Annotated in this window: 20 protein-coding genes; 14 read left to right on the top strand and 6 right to left on the bottom strand. The window is 65.7% G+C overall.

Translation table 11 applies throughout. From position 1 onward, the window contains the following. Positions 1 to 141: 141 nt before the first annotated feature. Positions 142 to 711 (top strand): hypothetical protein, encoded by a 570-nt coding sequence (locus tag CXZ10_RS01355; RefSeq protein WP_101287162.1) that lies wholly within the window; start codon positions 142 to 144, stop codon positions 709 to 711. Positions 712 to 779: 68 nt separating this feature from the next. After that, positions 780 to 2936 carry an NAD-dependent DNA ligase LigA gene (gene ligA, locus CXZ10_RS01350; protein WP_101287161.1) on the top strand — a complete coding sequence of 719 codons (2157 nt, stop codon included), beginning with the start codon at positions 780 to 782 and terminating at the stop codon, positions 2934 to 2936. A gap of 202 nt (positions 2937 to 3138) precedes the next feature. Here the strand turns inward: ligA and CXZ10_RS01345 are convergent, their stop codons facing one another. Next, complete coding sequence (locus CXZ10_RS01345; protein WP_143741450.1) at positions 3139 to 3354, bottom strand: hypothetical protein; 216 nt, start codon at positions 3352 to 3354, stop codon at positions 3139 to 3141. 236 nt (positions 3355 to 3590) lie between these two features. Continuing rightward, positions 3591 to 4379 (bottom strand): RDD family protein, encoded by a 789-nt coding sequence (locus CXZ10_RS01340; protein ID WP_101287159.1) that lies wholly within the window; start codon positions 4377 to 4379, stop codon positions 3591 to 3593. Positions 4380 to 4543: 164 nt separating this feature from the next. Here CXZ10_RS01340 and CXZ10_RS01335 point away from each other — a divergent pair, with 164 nt between their 5' ends. After that, positions 4544 to 6961 carry an ATP-dependent helicase gene (locus tag CXZ10_RS01335; RefSeq protein WP_101287158.1) on the top strand — a complete coding sequence of 806 codons (2418 nt, stop codon included), beginning with the start codon at positions 4544 to 4546 and terminating at the stop codon, positions 6959 to 6961. A gap of 136 nt (positions 6962 to 7097) precedes the next feature. After that, positions 7098 to 8732, top strand: coding sequence for a bifunctional metallophosphatase/5'-nucleotidase (locus CXZ10_RS01330; protein ID WP_101287157.1), 1635 nt, complete (start codon positions 7098 to 7100; stop codon positions 8730 to 8732). A gap of 95 nt (positions 8733 to 8827) precedes the next feature. Here CXZ10_RS01330 and CXZ10_RS01325 read toward each other — a convergent pair whose 3' ends face one another. The 4 genes from CXZ10_RS01325 to CXZ10_RS01310 all read right to left on the bottom strand — a co-directional run bounded on the left by CXZ10_RS01325 (position 8828) and on the right by CXZ10_RS01310 (position 14472). Then, on the bottom strand, positions 8828 to 9499 hold the full coding sequence (locus CXZ10_RS01325) for a hypothetical protein (protein ID WP_101287156.1): 672 nt from the start codon (positions 9497 to 9499) through the stop codon (positions 8828 to 8830). 66 nt (positions 9500 to 9565) lie between these two features. Further along, positions 9566 to 12640, bottom strand: coding sequence for an efflux RND transporter permease subunit (locus CXZ10_RS01320; protein WP_101287155.1), 3075 nt, complete (start codon positions 12638 to 12640; stop codon positions 9566 to 9568). After that, positions 12637 to 13719 carry an efflux RND transporter periplasmic adaptor subunit gene (locus CXZ10_RS01315; protein ID WP_101287154.1) on the bottom strand — a complete coding sequence of 361 codons (1083 nt, stop codon included), beginning with the start codon at positions 13717 to 13719 and terminating at the stop codon, positions 12637 to 12639. Before CXZ10_RS01315 ends, CXZ10_RS01320 begins: the two co-directional genes overlap by 4 nt. A gap of 114 nt (positions 13720 to 13833) precedes the next feature. After that, the gene (locus tag CXZ10_RS01310; protein ID WP_101287153.1) at positions 13834 to 14472 is read right to left on the bottom strand and encodes a TetR/AcrR family transcriptional regulator; all 639 of its coding nucleotides are present in this window, start codon (positions 14470 to 14472) and stop codon (positions 13834 to 13836) included. Positions 14473 to 14628: 156 nt separating this feature from the next. Between CXZ10_RS01310 and CXZ10_RS01305 the strand changes: the two genes are divergently transcribed. From CXZ10_RS01305 to CXZ10_RS01260, 10 genes are all read left to right on the top strand, one after another. Further along, positions 14629 to 15501, top strand: coding sequence for a 50S ribosomal protein L11 methyltransferase (locus CXZ10_RS01305; RefSeq protein ID WP_101287152.1), 873 nt, complete (start codon positions 14629 to 14631; stop codon positions 15499 to 15501). Positions 15502 to 15596: 95 nt separating this feature from the next. Next, positions 15597 to 15848 carry an acylphosphatase gene (locus tag CXZ10_RS01300; RefSeq protein WP_101287151.1) on the top strand — a complete coding sequence of 84 codons (252 nt, stop codon included), beginning with the start codon at positions 15597 to 15599 and terminating at the stop codon, positions 15846 to 15848. A gap of 201 nt (positions 15849 to 16049) precedes the next feature. Continuing rightward, positions 16050 to 16679, top strand: coding sequence for a Rieske (2Fe-2S) protein (locus tag CXZ10_RS01295; protein ID WP_101287150.1), 630 nt, complete (start codon positions 16050 to 16052; stop codon positions 16677 to 16679). Further along, on the top strand, positions 16676 to 17521 hold the full coding sequence (locus CXZ10_RS01290; RefSeq protein ID WP_101287149.1) for an aromatic ring-hydroxylating oxygenase subunit alpha: 846 nt from the start codon (positions 16676 to 16678) through the stop codon (positions 17519 to 17521). The genes CXZ10_RS01295 and CXZ10_RS01290 overlap by 4 nt, the downstream gene beginning before the upstream one ends. After that, entirely contained in the window at positions 17518 to 18180 is a 663-nt protein-coding gene (locus CXZ10_RS01285) for a glutathione S-transferase family protein (protein ID WP_101287148.1), read from the top strand. The genes CXZ10_RS01290 and CXZ10_RS01285 overlap by 4 nt, the downstream gene beginning before the upstream one ends. Before the next feature lies 1 nt (position 18181). Further along, on the top strand, positions 18182 to 19561 hold the full coding sequence (locus CXZ10_RS01280) for an amidohydrolase (RefSeq protein WP_101287147.1): 1380 nt from the start codon (positions 18182 to 18184) through the stop codon (positions 19559 to 19561). A gap of 26 nt (positions 19562 to 19587) precedes the next feature. Next, a complete protein-coding gene (locus tag CXZ10_RS01275; RefSeq protein ID WP_101287146.1) occupies positions 19588 to 20685 on the top strand; it encodes a BMP family ABC transporter substrate-binding protein in 1098 nt (365 codons plus the stop codon). A 6-nt stretch (positions 20686 to 20691) separates the two neighbouring features. Further along, positions 20692 to 22200 carry an ABC transporter ATP-binding protein gene (locus CXZ10_RS01270; protein WP_101287145.1) on the top strand — a complete coding sequence of 503 codons (1509 nt, stop codon included), beginning with the start codon at positions 20692 to 20694 and terminating at the stop codon, positions 22198 to 22200. After that, positions 22197 to 23291 carry an ABC transporter permease gene (locus CXZ10_RS01265; protein ID WP_101287144.1) on the top strand — a complete coding sequence of 365 codons (1095 nt, stop codon included), beginning with the start codon at positions 22197 to 22199 and terminating at the stop codon, positions 23289 to 23291. The genes CXZ10_RS01270 and CXZ10_RS01265 overlap by 4 nt, the downstream gene beginning before the upstream one ends. Then, positions 23288 to 24199 carry an ABC transporter permease gene (locus tag CXZ10_RS01260; RefSeq protein WP_101287143.1) on the top strand — a complete coding sequence of 304 codons (912 nt, stop codon included), beginning with the start codon at positions 23288 to 23290 and terminating at the stop codon, positions 24197 to 24199. Before CXZ10_RS01265 ends, CXZ10_RS01260 begins: the two co-directional genes overlap by 4 nt. The last annotated feature ends 84 nt before the right edge of the window (positions 24200 to 24283 follow it).

Below are 24283 nucleotides of genomic sequence, written 5' to 3'. Positions count from 1 at the left end.
CGAAGACTTAGCAAATCGGAAGGCCGCTGGGAAACGGGGATTAAGACATAGTTCACCATTCCCAAGCCAGCGACCACCACTTTTCGCGAGCCCTAAATATGCTATTCGGGGTGATCTTTTCAGAGTTACCCGTGAACCGTCATGACCCTCGCCGCAACGCTGTCCGCCGCCTTGCTGCTCTTGCTGCTGCCCGGACCAACCAACGCATTGGTCGCCGCGGCCACGGCGACGGGCGGAGCCGGCCGGCTGCCTGGCGTGGTGGGCGCGGTCCTCGTCGCGTATGGCATCGCACTGGCGCTGCTCGGCGTGGGCGTTGGCACGCTCGTCGAGGCGGCACCGGCCGCCGCTCCCCTTCTGAAGCTCCTGGCGTCCGTGGCGCTCCTCTTCTCGGCGGTGAAAATCTGGCACTCAGATCCAGCGGCCGGAACGGCGGTGCCGACGCGCCGGGTGTTCGTCATCACGCTGATCAATCCCAAGGCGCTGGTGCTGGCCTTCGCCATCCTGCCGCCCGGCCCGCCGCCGCCGGTCCTGCTTCTGGGAACAGCCGCATCCATTGTTCTTGCGACGGTGGTCTGGGGCCTTGCCGGCCTCGTCATCGGCCGCCTCGGTCGACGCTACGTCGGCACGGGCGCCCTCAACCGGGCCACCGCCGCCGTGCTCGCCGCCTTCGCCGGCACGCTGACGGTGACGACGGCTGTCGCCGCCCTCTGAGATCTTGCACGGCACCGAGGCTTACGGTCTAACCAAGCCTCAGAACGAGCCTCAACGAGAGACGCGCGATGTCGGCCGAAACCAACTCCATTCCCGTCGAAGACCTCACCCAGGACGAGGCCGCCGCCGAACTCCAGCGCCTTGCCGCCGAAATCGCCCATCACGACGAGCTCTATCACGCCAAGGACGCGCCGGAGATTTCCGACGCCGCCTATGACGCGTTGCGCGGCCGCAATCGCGAGATCGAGGCGCGCTTTCCCGAGCTCGTCCGCTCCGATTCGCCGTCGCTCACGGTCGGTGCCCCCGTCTCCGAAGTGTTCTCCGAGGTCCGTCACGTCAGGCCGATGCTGTCGCTCGACAACCTGTTCAGCGAGGCCGACCTCCACGATTTCGTCCGCCAGGTGAGGAGCTTCCTCGGCACCACCGACACGCCGGTGTTTACCGCCGAGCCGAAGATCGACGGCCTCTCCATGTCCCTGCGCTACGTGGACCGCCGCCTCGTCACGGCGGCGACGCGCGGCGACGGCACCACCGGCGAGAACGTCACCGCCAACATCCGAACCATCGCCGAGATTCCCAACGAGCTGCCGGCCGACGCCCCCGATGTCGTCGAGGTGCGCGGCGAGGTCTACATGAAGAAGGCCGACTTCGCCGCCCTCAACGAGCGGATGATGAACGAGAGCGGCCGCCTGTTCGCCAACCCGCGCAACGCCGCCGCCGGCTCGCTGCGCCAGCTCGACCCCAAGGTGACGGCCGGCCGGCCGCTCAGCTTCTTCGCCTATGCCTGGGGCGATCTCTCCGAACCGCTCGCCCGCACCCAATATGACACGGTGATGCGCTTTGCCGACTGGGGCTTTCCCGTCAACCCGCTGATGGTGCGATGCCATTCGGAAGAGGAACTGCTGGCCCACTATCGGCTGATCGAGAGCCAACGCGCCGATCTCGGCTATGACATCGACGGCGTGGTCTACAAGGTGGACAGCCTCGCGCTGCAGGAGCGGCTCGGCTTCCGCTCGCGCTCGCCGCGCTGGGCCACCGCCCACAAGTTCCCCGCCGAGCGCGCCTCGACCACCGTCAAGGCCATCGAGATCCAGGTCGGCCGCACCGGCGCACTGACGCCGGTCGCCAAGCTGGAGCCGGTGACGGTGGGCGGCGTCGTCGTCTCCAACGCCACGCTGCACAACGAGGACTACATCAAGGGCATCGGCCAGGACGGCCTGCCGCTGCGCGACGGCCGCGACATCCGCATCGGAGACACGGTGGTTGTGCAACGGGCCGGCGACGTCATCCCGCAGGTGGTCGACGTGCTGATCGAGAAGCGTCCCGATGACGCCGCGCCCTATGTCTTCCCAACCCTCTGCCCGCGCTGCGGCAGCCACGCCACCCGCGAGATCAACGAGAAGACCGGCAAGATCGACGCGGTGCGCCGCTGCACCGGCGGCCTGATCTGCCCGGCTCAGCAGGTGGAAAGCCTGAAGCACTTCGTCTCGCGCCATGCGTTCGACATCGAAGGCCTCGGCGACAAGCAGATCGAGTTCTTCCATGCGCTGGAAGATGAACACCTCGCCATCCGCACGCCGGTCGACATCTTCACCCTCGCCAAGCGCGAGGCTACCGGCCTCAACCGGCTCTCCAACTTCCCCGGCTTCGGCGCGACCTCGGTGAGGAACCTCTTCGAGAGCATCGAGGCGCGCCGGCGGATCGACCTGCACCGCCTGATCTTCGGCCTTGGCATCCGCCATATCGGCGAGGGTAACGCCAAGCTGCTCGCCCGCGCCTATGGCTCGTGGGATCATTTCTACGACGCCATGAAGAAGACCTCGGCCCGCGATCCGGAGACGCTGGCCGAACTCGACGCCATCGACGGCGTTGGCGCCGTGGTGATCGAGGCGCTGACCGACTTCTTCGGCGAGGACCACAACCGCGCCGCCATCGACGCGTTGCTTGAGGAAATCGCCCCGCTCGACGCCGAGGCGCCGGTGACCACCAATAGCCCGGTGGCCGGCAAGACGGTGGTCTTCACCGGCTCGCTGGAGAAGATGACGCGCGACGAGGCCAAGGCCACCGCCGAAAGGCTCGGCGCCAAGGTGGCGGGCTCGGTGTCGAAGAAGACGGATCTGGTGGTGGCCGGTCCCGGTGCAGGCTCGAAGCTCGCCAAGGCGTCAGAACTCGGCATCGAGGTGATCGACGAGGACGCCTGGCTGGAGCGGATCAAGGGGCTTTAGCGCGAGCACAGATCCTGACTTGAAACTCGCTGGCGTGGGCCAGATGGCGAGAGGAAAGAGAACCGGAGCGGAGCGAAGTTGAGGTTCGTGAGCACCGGAAGCCCAGAACTCGAAGCAAGGGCATCCGCCCGAAAAGTTGAAGACTTTTCGGACCAAGTGGACGCCAGGGATGCCCGCGCCAGTAGAGTTTCAGGTTAGGATCTCAGCCGCGCGACCAGGAGATGGCAAGTGCCGCCAGCTCCGGAGTCGCCGCGACGAGTCCACCTGCCATGTCGAGATAGTCGCCGGGTTCGAGCCGCCAGGCCGGACTGTCGGCGTCGCTCGTATAGGCCGCCAAAGCGAGTCCTGCGTCGACCGAAGGCTGCGCGACGAAATAGGTGTAGATCCCGGAAGGCATCCCGTCTGAAGTCGCGATCATGTCTCATTCCCACCAAGAAAAGGCGTGACTGGCGGCCGATAAGACAATCTGAGACCCGACCTCTGAACAACAAGTAAACTCAGAGCATAAACCCGTTCGCCATTGGGGATAGACAAAGAGATTACGTAAAAACGAAGTGCTATGTTTTCCTTATGAGACGCACAAAAACACACTTTTATAGTTAGAAATGCCGAGTGAATTACCACCTATTAACTGAGCCAGGGCCAACGGCAGCATCAACCGCGCGTCACCATCGTTCCCGCAAACTTGTCGTAGAAGGACTGGCCTCGCCAGTGCAGAAAGGGAAAGAGATAATAGACGGCAAGAGCCAAACTCAGGACAGCGTTAGGGGCAGCCCATGCAATAGGAGCAGCCTGCATTTGCCTTATCAGCCGCATCGGATCTGAGCCAACAAGACACCATGCGGTCAGAGCGACGACAACGCCGACCATAGAGAACAGCATTAGCGGCCCGAGACGTAACAACTCACGCCGGAATAACCGGGGAGAAGTTCCATTCTCACCTCCCCGCTCTATTACAGTGAGCCGGAGCCAACGTTTGCCAGGCGAACGCCCGAAATAACGCGCCCAAGCAAGCATAAACAGATAGGCGACAAAGACCGTTGGATCGAGCTTGAAACTGGTATCAAGCCGATCACCCGAAGCGGTAACCCCAACGCTAACATACTGGGAACGAGCGGTTTTACCCTCCCGTGCTTCATTTTTCACAGTGAGCACGTAACTCGCCTTTCCACCTGCGGGCAGGGTTCGGCAGACGACCTCAGTTCTTTGCCAGTCTGGAACAGGGGGAAGGGCCGTGGTGAGTTCGTCCAGAAGGGCAGACGGGGGAGCAGTCACGCAAGCGGTTTGACTATAAACCCCTTTCCAATAGTAAAAGTCCCCTCCTGTGACTGCATCAACGGCTGTGAGAATGACTACCGCCAAGGCGTAGGCGAGCGCGAAATCAACTAGAAAGGCAGCAAGGCGCAGCCAGAGATATCTTTTCGGCCGACTATCCGTCTCCATGCGCCCCTCCCACGAAATCCCACACAGCTTCTGGACACGGAGTGCAGAAGGTCAAGTCGGGAGAAACACAACCAGAACGTTATTTCCGATGGTGGGAACGACAGGATCTCCAAAAGGCCACGACACTCTCGCGCCCGGCGCTCTGTTGCTTTATTGTTCTCATCATGACTGCTTCCCAGAATCACGACCAGACCGACTTCGACGCCTCTCCCTCGCTGGGCATCGCCGCCCGTGCCATGGCTGCCGCCCGCCCCGGCGCTGGCGCCGTCGGCTATCTGCAGGGCATGAACCCCGAGCAGCGCGAAGCGGTGGAAACGCTGGATGGTCCGGTGCTGGTGCTGGCCGGCGCCGGCACCGGCAAGACGCGCGTCCTGACCACCCGCATCGCCCATATCCTGGCGACGCGCCGCGCCTTTCCCTCGCAGATCCTCGCGGTGACCTTCACCAACAAGGCGGCGCGCGAGATGAAGGAGCGCGTCGGCCATCTGGTGGGCGGCGTCGTCGAGGGCATGCCCTGGCTCGGCACCTTCCACTCAATCGGCGTGCGCATGCTCAGGAAGCACGCCGAACTGGTCGGCCTCAAGAGCAACTTCACCATCCTCGACACCGACGACCAGATCCGCCTCATCAAGCAGCTGATCCAGGCCGAGGGCATCGACGAGAAGCGCTGGCCGGCCCGCCAGTTCGCCTCGGCGCTCGACGGCTGGAAGAACAAGGGCCTGCGCCCGGCCGACATCCCGGAAGGCGAGGCGCGCGCCTATGTCAACGGCCGGGGCCGCGAGCTCTATGCCGCCTATCAGGCGCGGCTCAAGGTGCTGAACGCCGTCGACTTCGGCGACCTGCTGCTCGAAGCGGTGACGCTGTTGCGCCAGAACCCCGACGTTCTCGCCGACTATCACAAGCGGTTCCGCTTCATCCTGGTCGACGAGTATCAGGACACCAACGTCGTCCAGTATCTCTGGCTGCGCCTGCTCGCCCAGGGCTCGCACAACATCTGCTGCGTCGGCGACGACGACCAGTCGATCTACGGCTGGCGCGGCGCCGAGGTGGACAACATCCTGCGCTACGAGCGCGACTTCCCCGGCGCCAAGGTGATCCGGCTCGAGCGCAACTACCGCTCCACCGCCCACATCCTCGGCGCCGCCTCGCATCTCATCGCCCACAACGAGGCGCGGCTCGGCAAGACGCTGTTCACCGACCTGCCGCAGGACGACGACGAGGACAAGGTGTTCGTCGCCTCCGCCTGGGATTCGGAGGAAGAGGCCCGTTCCATCGGCGATGAGATCGAGCGCTTCCAGCGGGGCGGCACGCCGCTCAACGACATCGCCATCCTCGTGCGCGCCTCCTTCCAGATGCGCGAGTTCGAAGACCGCTTCGTCACCTCGGGCATTCCCTATCGCGTCATCGGCGGCCCGCGGTTCTACGAGCGCGCCGAGATCCGCGACGCCCTCGCCTATTTCCGCCTGGTCATGCAACCGGCCGACGACCTCGCCTTCGAGCGCATCGTCAACACGCCGCGCCGCGGCATCGGCGACACGTCCGTCCGCACCCTGCACGACTACGGCCGCGCCGAGACGGTGCCGCTCACCGAGGCGACGCGGCAACTGGTCGCCACCGAGGAGTTCAAGGGCAAGACGCGCACCGCCCTGCGCGACTTCCTCGACAGCGTCGATCGCTGGCGCGATCTTCTGCCGGCCATGAAGCACACCGAGCTCGCCGAGCTGATCCTCGACGAGAGCGGCTACACCGCCATGTGGCAGAACGACCGCTCGGCCGAAGCGCCGGGCCGGCTCGAAAACCTCAAGGAACTCATCCGCTCCATGGACGAGTTCGAGAGCATGGAAGGCTTCCTCGAACACATCTCGCTGGTGATGGACCGCGACAGCGGCGAGGAGCTCGACGCCGTCTCCATCATGACGCTGCATTCGGCCAAGGGCCTGGAGTTCGACACCGTCTTCCTGCCCGGCTGGGAAGAGGGCCTGTTCCCGCACCAGCGTGCCCTCGACGAAGGCGGTAGAGCCGGGCTCGAAGAGGAACGCCGCCTCGCCTATGTCGGCCTGACGCGTGCCAAGAAACACTGCCTGATCTGGTTCACCTCCAACCGCCGCATCCACGGCTCCTGGCAGTCGTCGATTCCCTCGCGCTTCCTCGACGAGCTGCCGGCCGCCCATGTGGAGATCAAGGAAACCGGCAGCGCCTATGGCGGCTACGGCTCCTCCTTCGGCCGCCAGAACCCCTACGGCGCCTCGCGCTTCGACAGCGTCGAGCGCTTCCAGTCGAATTACGAGACACCCGGCTGGCAGCGCGCGCAGAAGGCCCAGAAGGCAGCCGGCGGAGGCCGCGGAGGCTTCTCCTCGCCGGCCCAGCAATCCTATGGCCGCACCCAGCCCAAACTGATCGAGGGCGAGCTGATCGCCAAGTCGGTGGTGGACGGCGCGCCGAAGTTCGGCGTGGGCGACCGGGTGTTCCACGTCAAGTTCGGCCCGGGCTCGGTTGCCGCCGTCGACGGCAACAAGGTCACCGTCGATTTCGACAAGGCCGGCCAGAAACGGGTGGTGGACAGCTTCCTCGACAAGGCGTGACTGGCCTCAATCGTCATAAAAGCCTGTCCTCACCGTGCAAAACTGCGCATTAACGCTTGAAGCCGGGCGTCCGAACACGCCAAGATTGCTTAGGCGGCTCAGACCATGGGCAGCTTGTGAATGGGGAGACAGAAGCATGACGAATAGACTTGCCGTCGGCATTCTCGCGGCGGGCGCACTGGCGCTTTCGGCCGGCACGGCACTGGCCGACTTCCAGCTCACCATCCTGCACATCAACGATTTTCACTCGCGCATCGAGCCGATCAACAAGTTCGACTCCACCTGCTCGGCCAAGGAGAGCGACGCCGGCGAGTGCTTCGGCGGCATCGCCCGCGTGAAGAGCGCCATCGACGCCAAACGCAAGGAACTGGAAGCCACCAACCTTCTGGTGCTCGATGCCGGCGATCAGTTCCAGGGTTCGCTCTACTACAGCACCTTCAAGAGCGCGCCGGTGGCCGAGTTCATGAACGGCATCGGCTTCGACGCCATGGCCATCGGCAACCATGAGTTCGACGACGGCCCGGCCGAGCTCGACAAGCTGATCGGCGCGGTGAAGTTCCCGATCATCTCCGGCAACACCGTCGCCGCCAAGGGCTCGCTGCTCGACGGCAAGTACAAGGGTTACGTCATCAAGGAGTTCGGCGGCGAGAAGGTGGCCGTCGTCTCGGTGCTGGCGACCGACACGTCCGAAACGTCATCGCCCGGCAAGGACATCACCTTCGAGGACGAGGTCACCTATCTCCAGAAGGCGGTGAAGGAGATCGAGGCTGAGGGCGTCAACAAGATCATCGCGCTCACCCATGTCGGTTACGTCAAGGACCAGGAGATCGCCGCCAAGGTCGACGGCCTCGACGTCATCGTCGGCGGCCACAGCCACACCTACCTGTCGTCCACCGACGAGAAGGCGTCCGGCCCCTATCCGACGCTGGTGAAGAACCCATCGGGCGTCGACGTGCCGATCGTCACCGCCTACGCCTATTCCAAGTATCTCGGCGACCTTACAGTGAACTTCAACGACCAGGGCGTCGTCACCGCCACCAAGGGCGCGCCGATCCTGCTCGACGCCTCGGTGACGCCGGACGAGGGCTACGCCGCCCGCGTCAAGGAGCTCGGCAAGCCGCTCGAAGAGCTGAAGGCCAAGGTGGTGGGTTCGGCCGCCGAGGCCATCGACGGCGACCGCAAGTCCTGCCGCGCCGTCGAATGCTCCATGGGCAACCTCGTCGCCGACGCGGCGCTCGAGCGCGTCGCCAGCCAGGGTGTCACCATTTCCATCGCCAACGGCGGCGGCCTCCGCGCGTCGATCGACGCCGGTGACGTCACCATGGGCGAGGTGCTGACGGTCCTGCCCTTCCAGAACACGCTGGCCACCTTCCAGATCGACGGTGCCGGCATCAAGGAAGCGCTGGAGAACGGCGTCAGCCAGGTCGACGAGGGCGCCGGCCGCTTCCCGCAGGTCTCGGGCCTGAAATACACCTTCGATCGCTCGAAGCCGGTCGGCAGCCGCGTCACCAGCGTCGAGGTCAAGGACGGCGACGCATTCGTGCCGCTCGATCCGGCCAAGACCTATGGCGTCGTCACCAACAACTACGTCCGCGGCGGCGGCGACGGCTTCAAGACCTTCGCCGAGAAGGCGGCCAATGCCTACGACTACGGCCCGAACCTCGAAGAGGTCGTGGCCGAGTACCTGACCACCCACAACCCCTACAAGCCCTATACCGACGGTCGCATCACCGATGCGACGCCGGCCGACTACGTGCCGCCGAAGAAGTAAGTTCGGCGCCGCACATCAATCGAAGCGACGGGCGGGGTTCCAGGCTCCGCCCGTCGTTTTTTACGCAAGCACGCTCGAAGAAACGCCCGATGGGATCAGCCGCGCGGCAGCGACAGCCCGAAGCCGACGATGGCCGCCCCGCGCAGCGTCAGGTCGGCCCTCAGCACCAGGTCGGCCGCCATGGGAAGATCGAGCCGGCCGTCACTGGTCAGAAACACCACCGTCAGGAACCAGCCGAGTAGGAACAGGCCGACGAGGCCGCTCGCCCCCACCCAGGTGAAGGCGCTGGCGTCGTGGACGGTGACGCCGATCATGAGGCGGCTGAGCGAGGACGCCGCAAGGCACAGGGCGAAGGCCACGAGCGACAGGCCCGAGGCAAGGCCGGGGTCGATGAGCAGCAGCGCGCCGATCAACACGTCGAAGGCGCCCATGATGAGCCAGTCGAGGTAGATGTCGGGGCTGGCGATCTTCAGGATCAGCATGATCTGCAGAAAGCCGCCGAAGATCGAGGCCATGCCGGGGAAATAGCCGCCGCCATTGAGCCCATAGGCGATGAAGGACACCACGGGAATGCCGGCGAGCCCCGCCAGCATGGAGCCGAGCGCCACCATCCGGCGCCAGCAGGCAGGACCGCTAAAGCGGTCGGCGTGTCTGTCGCGATCGGCGGCGAGCGCGCCGGCCAACAGCGCCAGAAGCCGCGACAGGAAAGCAGGGACCGGCGGGCGCCGCGAAGGCGGGCCGATGGATGGATGTGGATCGGAGGTCACGAAGGTCTCATCGCAAGCGAGGTTGCAGGCAGCTCCCCGGCCGTTTCGCCGGAGAGCCGCCTTTGGTCAGGTGGCTTCCGCCTGCCCGACGGGTATGGCGGGCACCGGCCGGATCCGGTGCCAGGCCACATAGAGCGCCGGCAGGAACAACAGCGTCAGCACGGTGGCCCCCGCGAGGCCGCCGATGATGGCGAAGGCCATCGGCCCCCAGAAGATGGTCGGTGCGATGGGAATCATGCCCAGGATCGCTGCCGAAGCGGTGAGCAGGATGGGCCGGAAGCGCACCACCGCCGCCTCGATCACCGCGTTCCACGGATCGAGACCCGCCCGCTTTTCCTGCTCGATCTGGTCGATCAGGATCACCGAGTTGCGGGCGATCATGCCGACGAGGGCGAGAATGCCCAGCATGGCGACGAAGCCCAGCGGCTTCTGCGCCACGAACAGCGCCATCACCACGCCGATCACCCCGAGCGGCGCCACGCTCAGCACCATGAACACGCCGTTGAACGAGCGGAGCTGCACCATCAGGATGGTCACCATGAGAAGCAGCATCAATGGCACCACGGCCATCACCGAGGCCTGCGACTTGCCGCTTTCCTCGACGGCGCCGCCGACGTCGATGCGATAGCCTTGGGGAAGGCTGGCGGAGATGTCCTGGATGGGCCCGCTCAGCGCTTCGACCACGGAGGCCGGCATGGCGCCCGGCGCCGTATCGGCCTCGATGGTCAGCGTCGGCCGCCGGTCGCGCCGCCACATAAGCGGGCTTTCGAGGCCATAATCGACCCGAGCAACCTGGCTGAGCGGCACCGACTTGCCGTTCTGAAGCGGCACTTGCAGGGTGCGGATGGTCGACAGCGACATGCGCTCGTCGGCCTTCGCCCGGATGACGACGTTGACTAGATAGATGTCGTCGCGCACCTGGGTGACGGTGCCGCCGGAGACGGTGGCGTTGATCGCCTGCGACACCTGGAGCGAACTGAGCCCGAGCAGCCGCGCCTGATCCTGATCGACGTGGATCTGCAGGGTGCGCACCGGCTCCATCCAGTCGTAGTTGATCTTCTGAACGCGCCCGTCGGCGTTCATCGCCGCCGCGACGCGGAAGGCGATCTCGCGAACCTTGTCCTCCGACGGGCCGCTGACGCGGTACTGGATCGGCCAGCCGACCGGCGGGCCGAGCTCCAAGGGATAGACGCGGCCGATGACGTTGGGGAAGTCCTCGGTCAGCGCGCGCTCCACCTTGGCCTTGACCCGATCGCGCTCGGCGAGGCCCTTGGTCACCACCACCGACTGGGCGAAGAAGTCGTTGGGCAGTTGCAGGTCCATCGGCAGGTAGAAGCGCACGGCGCCGCGGCCGACGTAGGTGCTGAAGTGCTCGACGTCGTCATCCTCGGCCAGCATCTTGTCGATCCGGGCCGAGATGTCCCGCGAGGCCTCGATGGAGGCGTTCTGCGGCAGCTTGAGGTCGACCAGCAGTTCGGGGCGGTCCGACGAGGGGAAGAACTGCTCCGGCACGAAGCGCATGCCGTAGACGGCGACGGCGAGCACGAGGAGCGTGACGCCGATCGTCGCCCAGCGCCAGGTCATGACGGCGGTGAGGACGCCGCGGAAGGCCCGGAGGATCGGCCCGTTGCCCGCCTCGTGATGCGCGCCCTTCGGCGCCTTCAGGATCCACACGCCGAGCAGCGGCGAGAACAGGGCCGCCACGAACCAGGAGGCGATGAGCGCGATGCCCACCACGGCGAAGATCGAGAAGGTGTACTCGCCGGCCATCGACTTGGCAAAGCCGATCGGCACGAAGCCGGCGATGGTCACCAGCGTGCCGGCAAGGCGCGGATAGGCGGTGGACCGGTAGGCGAAGGATGCCGCCGCCTCCTTGCTTTCGCCCCGTTCGAGCCGGGTGATCATGCTTTCGATGGTGATCATGGCGTCGTCGACCAGGAGGCCGAGGGCGATGATCAGCGCGCCGAGCGAGATGCGCTGCAGGTCGATGCCGAGGATCTGCATGGCAATGAACACGATGGCGAGCACCAGCGGGATTGACAGCGCCACGATGGAGCCGGCCCGGAAGCCGAGGCTGACCACGCTGACGATGAGAACGATGCCGATGGCCTCCCACAGCGCCTCGGTGAACTCGCCCACCGCGTGCTCGACGGTGGCCGCCTGATCGGCCACCTCATGCGTCTCGATGCCGACCGGCAGGTCGGCCGTGATGGCAGCCATCGCCGCGCGGATGTTCTCGCCGAGCACCAGCACGTCGCCGCCGTCGCGCATGGAAATGGCAAGGCCGATGCCCTCCTTGCCGTTGACGCGGAAGAGCGGCTGCGGCGGATCGGACGGCCCGCGCGTCACCTTGGCGATGTCGCCGAGGCGGATCAGCCGGCCGTTGGCCGCGAAGTTGACGGCCAGGATGTCCTTCTCCGACTTGAAGCCGCCGGAGGTGCGCACCAGGATCTTCTCGGCGGACGTCTCCACCACGCCGGCCGGGGCGATGGCGTTCTGAGCCATCAGCGCGGCGATCAGCGAGGTCTTGTCGAGGCCGAGCCCGGCGATCTGATCGCTGGAGAACTCGACGTAGATCCGCTCGTCCTGCACGCCGAGCATCTCGATCTTCGACACGTCGGGGATCTGCAACAGGCGGGAGCGGATATCCTCCACTTGGTCGCGCAGCTCGCGGCTGGAAAAACCGTCGGAGGTGAAGCCGTAGACGATGCCGTAGGTGTCGCCGAACTCGTCGTTGAACCAGGGGCCGAGGGTGCCCTGCGGCAGCGTGTCCTTGATGTCGCCGACCTTCTTGCGCACCTGGTACCAGATGTCCGGCACCTCGTCCTTGGGTGCCGATCCCTGGAGCGTCACGAAAATGGTGGTCACACCGGCCTGGGTATAGCTCTTGACGTAGTCGAGATGCGGCGTCTCCTGGAGCTTGCGCTCGATGCGCTCGGTGACCTGCTTCAGCGTCTCCTCGATGGTTGCACCGGGCCACTGTGCCACGACGACCATGGTCTTGATGGTGAAGGAGGGATCCTCGCCGCGCCCGAGGCCGGTGTAGCACCAGGCGCCGGCCAGCGAGATCACCAGCATGAAGTAGAGGATCAGCGACCGGTTGCCGATCGCCCAGGTGGAGAGGTTGAAGCCCTTGTTCATGACGAGCTCCCCAGAAGGCGTACCTTCTGCCCCGGATGCAGCGACTGAACGCCGGCGGTGACGATGGTTTCGCCCGGCTGCAATCCGCCGGAGAGAATGACGCTGGCCGGCTCGTAGCGGGCGACGGACACCTCGCGCAGCGAGACGGTCAGCTCCTTGGAGTCCACCACCCAGACGGCACTGGCGGCGCCGCCGTAGACGATGGCCGACGACGGCACTTCCATGCCCTTGGGCGCATCGAGCCGCGTGGTGCCGGAGACGGTCGAGCCGAGCTGCATGGCCTCCGGCGGATTGTCGAGCGCCACCTTCACCGTGTAGGTGCGGGTGACGGGATCGGCTTGCGGGGCGATTTCGCGGATGTGGCCCTGGGCGACGATACCCATGTCTTCGGTGAGGGCGACGCTGAAGGCCGGATCGGCCGGCAGGGCGCGCATGATCTGGCCGGACACCGCGAACACCGCGTCGCGGCCGCCGTCGCTGGCGATCTGCACCACCGGCTGGCCGGCGGCCACCACCTCCCCGGCCTCGGCGCCGGTGGCGATGACGGTGCCGGCGGCGTCGGCGGTCAGGATGGTATAGCTCAGCTGCTCCTCGGCGCTCTTCACCTGCGCCTCGGCGGAGGCGACCTGCGCCTCGGCCGATTCCAGCCCCTGCTGAGCCTGATCGAACTGGGCGTTGCTGGCAAAGCCCTTGCTGAGCAGGCCGTTCTGCCGCGCATAGGTGTTGCGCGCCTCGACGAGCTGCGCCCGGGCGGCCGACAGCAGTGCCTCGGTCTGGAGCAGCGTGTTCTTCTGGATCTGATCGTCGAGATGGGCGACCACCTGGCCCGGCTCCACCTGGTCGCCGACGCGCACCAGCCGATCGATCATGTGCCCGCTCAGGCGGAAGGCCAGGTTGATTTCGGTGCGCGCCCGCACCTGCCCGGTCAGCGCCACCGGCTCACCGGCCGGCCGCTGACCGACCACCACCGACTTGACGGGACGAACCTCCGGCGCCGGCGGCTTGTCCTGTTCGCATCCACCCAACAGGCAGGCCACCATCGCCGTCGCGACACTCGCCGCCAAAGACCAACCACGCATCGTCGCACCTTTCATGTTGCGGGTGACGCCCCGCGAAAAAACAAAGCTCCGCCTGCCGGGGAGCTCACGCGGCCACCCGGAGACAAGTCGTTGACGCTGCAAGCAGCAAAGATGTTAAATGCCGTGCAGGAACAGCTCCGTCACGGACATGGACAGGTAGAGATAGGCATCATCCCTCGGTATTTCGGGCGCCAGCTTCGACAGCGTGTCGGCAAAGCCGTGCGGCTGGCTGAGCGCGCTGGTCAGGATGAGGAAGAACAGCGCCGGATGACGGCTGCGAATGCGCCCCGCCGCGATCGCCTCCTCGAAGGTGGCCTTCCCCGCGGCATAGGCGGGCGCCAGCAGCTTCTCGGCGATGAAGTCGGCCCGCTCGCCGCCGTCGGCAATCGACCTGAAGGCAAAGTCGCGGATCTCCGGGTTGTCCCGGTAGAAGTCCGCCGTCTTCTGAATGATGATCGCCAGCCGCTCCTCGACCTTCAGACCGTGATCGCCCGAGAGCTGCGCCACCATCTCCATGATCGGCTCGGCGCGCGACAGAATCCGCTCGGCGGCCGCCGTCCAGAGCTCCGCCTTGCCGCCGAAATGCACCCGGACGAGGTTGGCGCCGACGCCGGCGGCCGACGCCACGCTGCGAATGTCCGTGCCGTCATAGCCATGCGCCGCGAACAGCCGAACGGCCGCGGCCAGCAGCGCCTCGCGCCCGCTCGGCATGTCCTTGGTCCGCCGCCCGCGCGGTGCTGTCGGTTTGTCCATGTTCGATACCCATCTGCTATATGTTCACGTGTACATATATCAGATCGAGGCGGTTTGCAACACGGTACCGCCGCGCGGAGGCCGTTGCGCTTTGACAAGACCCCGGCCACCGACTAAAGCGCAGGAACCCTCCCGGAACCCTTTTCAGGAACCGCCATGCGCCAGTACCAGCTTCACATGCCCGCCGCCGATGCGGCGGCCGCCGAGACGATCGCCGATGCCATCGAGGCCGCCTTCGTCGAGGCCGGTCCGGTATCCTGGTATGAGACCGACGGCGGCTGGGCGGTGGATGGCTTCTTCTTCGCCGAGGATGGTGAGGAGATCCTGGCGCCCGCCCGCGCCGCGCTGGCAGGCATCGCCGATGTCAGTGCCCTGACGGTCGAGCCGGTACCCGAGGATGTCGATTGGGTGGCCCAGAGCCTCGAAGGACTGAGCCCGGTGATCGCCGGCCGCTTCGTGGTGCACGGCGCCCACGACCGCGACCGCATTCCCAGGGGACTGATCGGCCTGCAGATCGAGGCCAACCAGGCCTTCGGTACCGGCCATCATCCGACCACCTGGGGCTGCCTCACGGCGCTGACGCGCCTCCTCGCCGTCTACCGCTTCGACAGCGTCTTCGACCTCGGCACCGGATCGGGCGTCCTCGCCATCGGCATTGCGCGCGCCACCAAGCGGCCGGTGCTCGCCTCCGACATCGACCCCTTGGCGGTGGAGATCGCGCTGGAGAACGCCGAGATCAACGGCGCCGCCAACCTCGTCACGGCCGTCACCGCCGCCGGTTTCTCCCATCCGGCCATCGTCGGCCGCAAGTTCGACCTGATCGTCGCCAATATCCTGGCCGATCCCCTGAAGATGCTGTCGCCTGAGTTTCGCGCCCACGCCCTGCCGGGCGCCGCCGTGGTTCTCTCGGGCATTCTGCGGACGCAGGCCGAAAGCGTGCTGGCCGCCTTCCGCGCGCAGGGCTTCGTGCGCGAGCGCCACCTCGTCAAGGACGTCTGGAGCACGCTGGTGCTGCGTTACGCCGGCTGAGGTCGACACATCGCGAACGAGCGGATCGCCAGGACTGGCAACGATGGTCGGTCATCTGGTAGCGTCCGGGCCGACTGAATGGGAACGCCCTGCCAATGCCCACCGCTCGTGAACGCCTGACGATCCGCGGCAACCTCGGCGCAGACAGCTTTTTGCCGTGGGTCGCCCGTCACGCGGCCCGTCTCGGCCTCGATGGCGAGATCCGCCATGCCGATGCCGAGCGGGTGGACATCGACGTTCGCGGCCCGGCCGACTTGATCGACGCCATGGAAATGGGCTGCCTGCTCGGCCCCATTGATGTCTGGGTGGACGCCATCGAGCGCTCCTCCGATCCGGAGTGGCGATAGCCAACGGGCAAAATCAAGCGAATGCTCGTTGTTGAGGCTTTCGCCTTCGATATCAGCAGGCAAGCCATGCATCTGCCTAAATTTACACCTGCCTCGCAGATGAGAATTTATTGGGCATAGGATATCTACTTAGATCAGGGTGAGACGGAAGCGCTCCTACGATTTCCGCCCCTCTTGACCGCTTTGATCTGAGACGAATCCATGCCCGTTGTGACGCTGCGCGACTGGATCCCAGTGGCCCTTTCTGCCGATCTGCCGGCCGCAACGGTAATTCCCGCGCACACGCCATCCGGCATCCTGGCACTGTGGCGTAGCGCAAATGGCGAGCTCGCCACCCTGGCAGATCGCTGCCCGCATCGCGGCATGCGCCTGTCCTATGGCTTCGTGCGCGGCGAGGCGCTGTCCTGCATTTATCACGGCTGGAGCTACGGCCAGAACGGCCAATGCCGGCGCATTCCCGCCCACCCCGACCTGACCCCGCCGGCCGCGATCAAGGCGGCGAGCTACCCGACCGAGGAGCGGAACGGCGTGATCTGGATCGCGCTGGGCGAACCCAAAGCGCCGCCGCCGGCGCTGGAGGGATTCAAGCCGCTCCGTTCGATCACTCTCGAGGTAGACGCCAAGCTCATCTCCGCGACCGGCGATGTTCGGACGCGGTTGGCCGGCGTCGATGTGTTGTTGCTGATCGTCGGGATCAGCGGCAGCGAAACGGTCGCCCATCTCATGGTCGACGCAGCGGCCACGGAGAGCGACTGCGTCACCGTCTCGCGAGCCGCCGAGGGATGGCGGCGCGAATGCGAACAGCTCGGCGTCAAGGAGCTCGCATCATGACGATCGGCCACCACGCAATGATCGACCAGTGGTACCCGGTGGCTCTCGCCAGCCAACTGCCGCCAGAGGGCCGCACCACGCAGCTGATGGGCACAGCGATCAGGGTTCTTCCCGGCGATCCGGTCCGCGTCGTCACCGGCGACGGCCGCGACCTCAGGGTCACCCTCCGCTACGGCCACGTCTGGACGTCGCTGGGCGAACCGTCAAAAGACCTGTTCGACATCCCCGAAGCCGATCAGCCCGGCCGTCGTCTCGTCGAGGTGGGCGTCGTGCGGGTGCGCTGCTCGCCGCTCAGGGCCGTGGAGAACTTCCTGGATATCGCCCATTTCCCCTTCGTTCACACCGACATCCTGGGCGCCGAACCGCATACCGAAGTCGGCAAATATGACGTCGAGATCCGCGAGAAGGAGGACGAGGTCTGGGCGACCAAGGTACAGTTCTACCAGCCGCAGGCCGCCAAATCGGCCACCGGCGGCATCACCACCGACTACATGTATCGGGTGCCGGCACCGACCTCGACGGTGCTTTACAAGACCTGCCCGGCGCGGCCGGGCGAATGGGACGTGATCACGCTCTTCGTGCAGCCGCTCACAGAAGAGCTCTGCGACGTCTGGCCGTGGATGGCGCTGTTCGACGATGAGACGGCGCTGACCGATCTCATCCATTTCCAGCAGATGATCTTCCTGCAGGACCGCTCGATCCTGGAAAACCAGATCCCCCGCCTGCTGCCGCTGGACCCGGGGCGGGAGATTCCCACCCGCGCCGACCTCACCTCGGTCGCCTATCGCCGCTGGTTGAAGCGGCATCAGTTCACCTATGGCGCGCAGCTGGTGGCCCAATGATCCTCTACGACTACATACTCTCGCCCGATGCCTACAAGGTGCGCCTGATGGCGGCGCTCACCGGCCTGAAACTGGAACTCTGGGCGGTGGACATGCATCCCGGCCGCGAACACCAGTCCGAGCCCTTGCTTGCACTCAATCCGGCCGGCTCGATCCCGATCCTGGTCGATGGCGACCTGATCCTCACCGAGAGCGCGGCCATGCTGGTCTATCTGGCCAAGCTCGCTGCGCCCGAGTGGCTCGGCGAAAACGACGCGGCGGACGCGGCTCGCATCCAGCAATGGCTCTCCTTCTCGCGCCGGCTGACCGACCACCTGGGTGGCGCACGCGCCACGGAAATGCTGGTGGAGCCCGGCGACCTGCCAAGCTTGCAGAGGGCCGGCACCGTCGATCTCCGCGAAGTTGAAGCCGCCCTCGCCGAGCGGCGCATCGTCGGCCAGTGCTTCCTGGCAGCCGACCGGGCGACGATCGCCGATATCGCCTGTTTCCCCTATGTGGCGCTCGCCCCGGACGGCGGCCTGTCGCTCGATCCCTACCCGTCGATCCGCCTGTGGATGCGGGCCATCCGCATGCTGCCCGGCTTCATCGAGATGCCCGGCATCCATCGCCTGCACGAGCTCAAGCCGGAACCGGTTTCCGACATGCCGGAGACGGTTTGACATGGGCAACTATCTTCTCAGGAACTGCGCGGCGGTGATGGTGGACAACGGCGCCGGCCCACGCGTTCGCCGTGACGTCGACCTTCTGACCGACGGCCCGGCCATCAAGGCCATCGCTCCCAACCTCAGCGCAACGCCGGAGGCCGAGGGCGCCGAAGTGATCGACGCCTCCGGCTGGTTCGTCTATCCGGGCCTCGTCAACACCCACCACCATTTCTTCCAGACCTTCGTGCGCAATCGCGCCGACCTCGACTGGACGAAACTGTCGGTACTGGAATGGCTGGATCGGATCTATCCGATCTTCTCGCAGCTCACCGAGGACTGCTTCTATCACTCGTCGCTGACGGCGATGGCCGAACTCATCAAGCACGGCTGCACCACTGCGCTCGACCACCAATACTGCTTCCCGCGCCATGCTGGAAAATATCTGGTCGATCGGCAGTTCGAGGCGGCCGAGCGGCTGGGCATCCGCTATCACGCCGGGCGCGGCGGCAACACGCTGCCGAAATCCGAAGGCTCCACCATCCCCGATGCGATGCTGGAGACCACCGACGAGTTCCTTGCCGACTGCGAGCGGCTGATCGACCGCTACCACGACGGATCGCCCTTCAGCCTCAGGCAGGTGGTGGTCTCGCCCTGCCAGCCGGTCAACAGCTACCGCGAGACTTTCGTGGAATCCGTGGCGCTGGCCCGCGACAAGGGCGTTCTCCTGCATACCCATGTCGGCGAGGGCGAAAGCCCGGTGATCGAGGCCCGCCATGGCAAGCGAACGGTCGACTATCTGGAAGAGATGGGTTTCGCCGGCCCGGACGTCTTCTACGCCCATTGCTGGGAACTGACCCATGCCGAACTGGCCAAGCTGGCCGCCTCAGGGACCGGCGTCTCGCATTGTCCGGAGCCGGTCTATCTCGTTGGCACCGAGGTGACCGACATTCCCGCCATGGCGGCGTTCGGCGTGCGCGTCGGCCTCGGCTGCGACGGAGCGGCCTCCAACGACAACTCCAATCTGATGCACTGCATCCACTCGGCCTACATGCTGCAATGCCTTGTCGCGTCGTCCCGCAGCCATCCGGTGCCGGCGCCCGTCGATTTCCTTCGCTATGCGACGACCGGCAGCGCGGCCCTTCTCGGGCGCACCGACATCGGCCGCCTCGTGCCGGGCATGGCGGCGGATCTCTTTGCCATCGACACGCGGCGCATGGATTACGTCGGCACGCGCCACGACCCGCTGAGCCTGCCGGCCAAGCTCGGTATCGGCATGGCCACCGACCTCACCATGATCAACGGCCGCATCGTCTGGGCCAACGGAGAGTTCCCCGGCATCGACGAGGCGGAAATGGCCGCCGATGCCGAGGCCACGCTTGCAACCATCGACTTCTGATCCAGCCGAGAGAGGGGCGTACCAGAATGACCAGAGGCATTACCCGTCGCAACCTGATCAAGACGGCGGCACTCGCCGGCGTCGCCACCACGGTCGGCGGCCGTTTCGCCGTCGCCGCCGAGCCGCTGGGCATAGCGCTCGTCGTGCCCTCGCCCATCGGCGATGTCGGCTGGGGCCACGCGCTGAAGGCGGGGCTCGATCCGGTGAAGGCCGCCTATGGCGACGCCGTCAAGATCACCGTGCTGGAGAACATTCCCGAAGGCCCGGACGCCGACCGCATCATGAACAAGACGGTCGCCGACGGGAACAAGTTCCTGGTCGCCGGCTCCTTCGGCTACCAGAACGGCGCGATGCAGATCGCCAAGCGCAATCCGGACGTTTCGGTGCTGCATGCCTCCGGCTACATGGTGGCTCCGAACTTCTCGCCCTTTGCGGCGAGATACTACCAGGGCACCTATCTGATGGGCATGGCGGCGGCCGCGCTGTCCAAGTCCGGCAAGCTCGGTTCGGTCTCGGCCTTCGCCATCCCCGAGCTGATCACCTCCATCAACGCCTTCACGCTGGGCGCCCAGGCGATCAACCCGGCCATCGAGGTGTCGGTGGTCTGGGTGAACTCCTGGTTCGACCCCGCCAAGGAGCAGGAAGCCGCCAAGGCGCTGATCGCGCAAGGCTGCGACGTCATCTTCTCCAACGCGCAGGATACGCCCTCGGTGATCTCGCTCTGCGAGGAGGCCGGCGTCTATGCCTTCAATCTCAACTCCTCGATGAAGAGCTACGCGCCGAAAACCTATCTCGGCTGCGTCGCCACCGACTGGTCGCCCTACTTCAAGGCGCAGGTCGATGCCCATCTGGCTGGCAAGTTCACCGGCGCCAGCGCCTTCCTTGGCGTCGCCGACAAGGTGGTGCAGACCGTCGACTGGAACCCGGCCATTCCGGCCGAAACCAAGGCGAAGATCACTGAGATCGAAGCCAAGATCGCCGACGGCAGCTTCTCGCCCTTTGCCGGTCCGATCGCCAAGGCCGACGGCAGCGAGGGCGTGGCGGCCGGCGCCACGTTGGACGACGCCGCCATCGTTGCCATGGACTGGCATGTGAAGGGCGTCACCTCGCCACTGCCGAAATAACCGGCCATGGCGGCGCCCCTCCTATCATTGCGCGGCATCTCCAAGCGTTACGGCGAGGTCCGGGCCAATCAGGCCGTGGATATCGACGTCGCGCCACGATCGATCCACGCCATCCTGGGCGAGAACGGCGCGGGCAAGTCCACGCTGATGAAGCTCATCTATGGCGTGGAGACGCCGGACAGCGGGGAGATGCTCTGGCAGGGCGTGCCCTTGAAACTGGCCTCGCCGGCGGCGGCCCGCCGGCGGGGCATCGGCATGGTGTTTCAGCATTTCTCGCTGTTCGAGACGCTGACCGTCATTGAAAACATCCGCCTCGTGGTGCCGGGGCAAACAAGGGCGCTGATCGCGCGCATTCGGGAACTGGGCACCGAGTTCGGCCTTGAGGTCGATCCCCATGCCCATGTCCACGAACTGTCGGTCGGCGAACGCCAGCGGGTGGAAATCATCCGCTGCCTGATGACCGATCCGAAGCTGTTGATCCTCGACGAGCCGACCTCCGTGCTGCCACCCCAATCGGTGGACAAGCTGTTCGATACGCTGCTGAGGCTGCGCGACGGTGGCGTGTCGGTGCTGTTCATCTCGCACAAGCTCGAGGAAATCCGCGCCATCTGCGACCGCGCGACCATCCTGAGCGCCGGCAAGGTCACCGGCCACGTCGATCCCCGCGAACACGACGCTCATGACCTTGCCCGCATGATGATCGGCCGCGACATGCCCGAGCCACCGCCGAGGACACCATCGGAGCCGGGTGAGACCATGCTGGAGTTGATCGGGCTGACTTACACGCCGGACGATCCCTTCGGCATGCCGCTCAAGGATGTGGCGCTCACCCTCAGGGCTGGCGAAATCCTGGGAATCGCCGGCATTTCCGGCAACGGGCAGGCCGAGCTTTCCGAGTTGATCTCCGGCGAGATCCGGCTGCCCTTCGAGAACCGCGAGCAGGTCCAGATGATGGGCGAGCCGGTGGGCCATCTCGGCCCCGCCGAACGGCGACAACTCGGCTTTGCCTTCGTGCCGGAAGACCGCCTCGGCCGTGGCGCGGTGCAAGGCATGTCGCTTGCGCGCAACAGCCTCCTCACCGCCCACCCGCTGGGTCTGGTACGGCACGGGCTGATCGCCATGGCGCAGGCTACCGAGTTCACCCGGCGCTGCATCGCCGATCACGACGTGCGCACCTCCGGCGCGGAGGCCGAGGCGAGCGGCTTATCGGGGGGCAACCTGCAGAAGTTCATCGTCGGCCGGGAAATGATGCTGGCGCCGAAGCTGTTCTTTCTGGCCCAGCCCACCTGGGGCGTCGACATCGGCGCCGCCACCGCCATTCGTCAGAAGCTGGTGGCGCTCAGAAACGAAGGCGTTGCCATCCTGGTGATTTCCGAGGAGATCGACGAGTTGTTCGACATCTGCGACCGCATTCAGGTTCTGAGCCAGGGACGGCTGAGCCCCTCGCTGGAGACGCGTGAGACGCGGCCGGAGGACATCGGGCGCTACATGATCGGCGCGGGGGCTGCGGCATGAGCGCCGCCCGCATCTGGCCGACGCTCGTCAGGCGCGAGCGGCCGTCGCTGTACCTCAAGGTCCTCGCCCCACTTCTGGCGCTCGTGGCGGCGACGCTCATCAACCTGCTGCTTTATCTGGTCATGGGCAAGGATCCGCTGGCGGTGTTTCATGCCATGATCCTGGAGCCATTCATTTCCTTTTCGTCCTTCTCCGAAGTGCTGCTCAAGACCGGGCCGCTGCTGTTGATCGCCGAGGGATTGGCGATCGGCTATCGCGCCAAGGTGTTCAACATCGGCGCCGAGGGCCAGTTCATCATCGGCGCCATCTTCGCCTCCGCGCTGCCGGTCTGGTATCCGATGGCGACGGGACAATGGATCTGGCCGACCATGCTTCTGGCCGGTGCGGTCGGCGGCGCATTGTGGGCGGGGATCACCGCCTTCTGGCGGGTGCGTCTCAGGGCCAACGAGATCCTCGTCTCATTGATGCTCAGCCTGGTGGCGGTCCAGGTTCTCAACTACCTGCTGCTCGGTCCCTGGAAGGATCCCAACGGTTTCAACTTCCCGCAGTCGGTCATGTTTCAGTATGACGCCATGGTGCCGCTGATCATCCCGGGAACGCGGGTGAATGCGTCGCTGCCGATCGCCCTCGCCTTGGCGCTCGCCGCCTATGTGTTCATGCAGAAGAGCTTCATCGGCTACAAGCTGGAGGTCGGCGGGCTTGCCCCGCGCGCCGCCGGCTACGCCGGCTTTTCCGAGGGGCGCGCGATCTGGCTGTCGCTGCTGATCGGCGGCTTTGCAGCCGGACTTGCCGGAGCGGCCGAGGTCGCCGGCCCGATCGGACAGCTGCAACGCTCGATCTCCACCGGATATGGCTACGCGGCGATCATTGTCGCCTATCTCGGCGGCTTGCACCCCATCGGCATCATCTTCTCCTCCGTGGTCATGGCAGCGATCTATATCGGCGGCGACAACGCGCTGGTGTCGGCCGACCTGCCGATCGCCGCCGTCAGGGTGTTCCAGGGCAGCCTCTTGCTGGCCTACCTGATGGCGGTGACCTTCGTGCGCTACCGGCTCGCCTTTCCCCGCCCCATGAGCGGAGCGCCGGCATGATCGCGGTGGAGTTCATCCTGTCCGGCATGCTGGCCGCGGCCACGCCCTTCCTTCTGGCGGCACTCGGCGAACTCGTCGGTGAACGCGCCGGCGTGCTCAACCTCGGCGTCGAGGGGCTGATGGCGCTCGGCGCGGCGGTTGCCTTCATCATCGTCTATCATGGCGGCGGGCATGCGCTGGCCTTTGCCGGCGCGGGCCTTGCCGGCGCGCTGCTATCCCTGCTGTTTGCCTTCGCGGCGCTGGGCTTGCAGGCCAATCAGGTGGCGGCCGGCCTTGCCATCGGCATTCTCGGCCAGGGTCTTTCGGCGCTGTTCGGCAAGACCTACGAGAGCCTGACGGTAAAGGGCCTGCCGAAGCTCTCGGTCCCCGGTCTCGCCGATTTGCCGGTGGTGGGCGGGCTGTTCGTCCAGGACCCCGTCGTCTGGTTGTCGCTGGCCGCCACCCCGGCCATCTGGGCCACCTTCGCCTTTACCAAAACCGGCCTGTTGCTCAGGGCCGTCGGCGAAAACCCGAAGGCGGCCCATTCCATCGGCTATCCGGTGATCGCCATTCGCGTCGCAGCCGTGGCCTTCGGCGGACTGATGTCCGGCTTTGCCGGCGCCTATGCCGCCACGGTCTATACGCCTCTCTGGGCCGACGGGATGATAGCCGGACGGGGCTGGATCGCGCTCGCCCTCGTCGTCTTCGGCACTTGGCTGACCCTCCGCATCTTCTGGGGGGCCTGTCTGTTCGGCGCCGTCTCACTGGCTGGGCTTGCCGCGCAGGCCGGCGGCGTCGAACTGCCGTCGCAGTTGCTCGCCAGCATGCCCTATCTGGTGACGATCGTCGTTCTCGGTGTCATCTCCTCGAACCGGCGTCTTCTGAAGCTCAACGGCGTCGCCTCGCTCGGAGAGCCCTTCAAACCCTGAACCGTGACGGTTGCGGCTCATACCAAGCTGCATTGAAAATGCAGCTTGGTATTCCGCTTGCCGATTTCTCGTGCCTCTGATGCA

The sequence above is a fragment of the Pleomorphomonas diazotrophica genome (genome assembly GCF_002844595.1).
Classification (GTDB): domain Bacteria; phylum Pseudomonadota; class Alphaproteobacteria; order Rhizobiales; family Pleomorphomonadaceae; genus Pleomorphomonas; species Pleomorphomonas diazotrophica.
The sequence above is the reverse complement of the archived record's forward strand: the minus strand, read 5'-3'. Positions and strand labels throughout refer to the sequence as shown.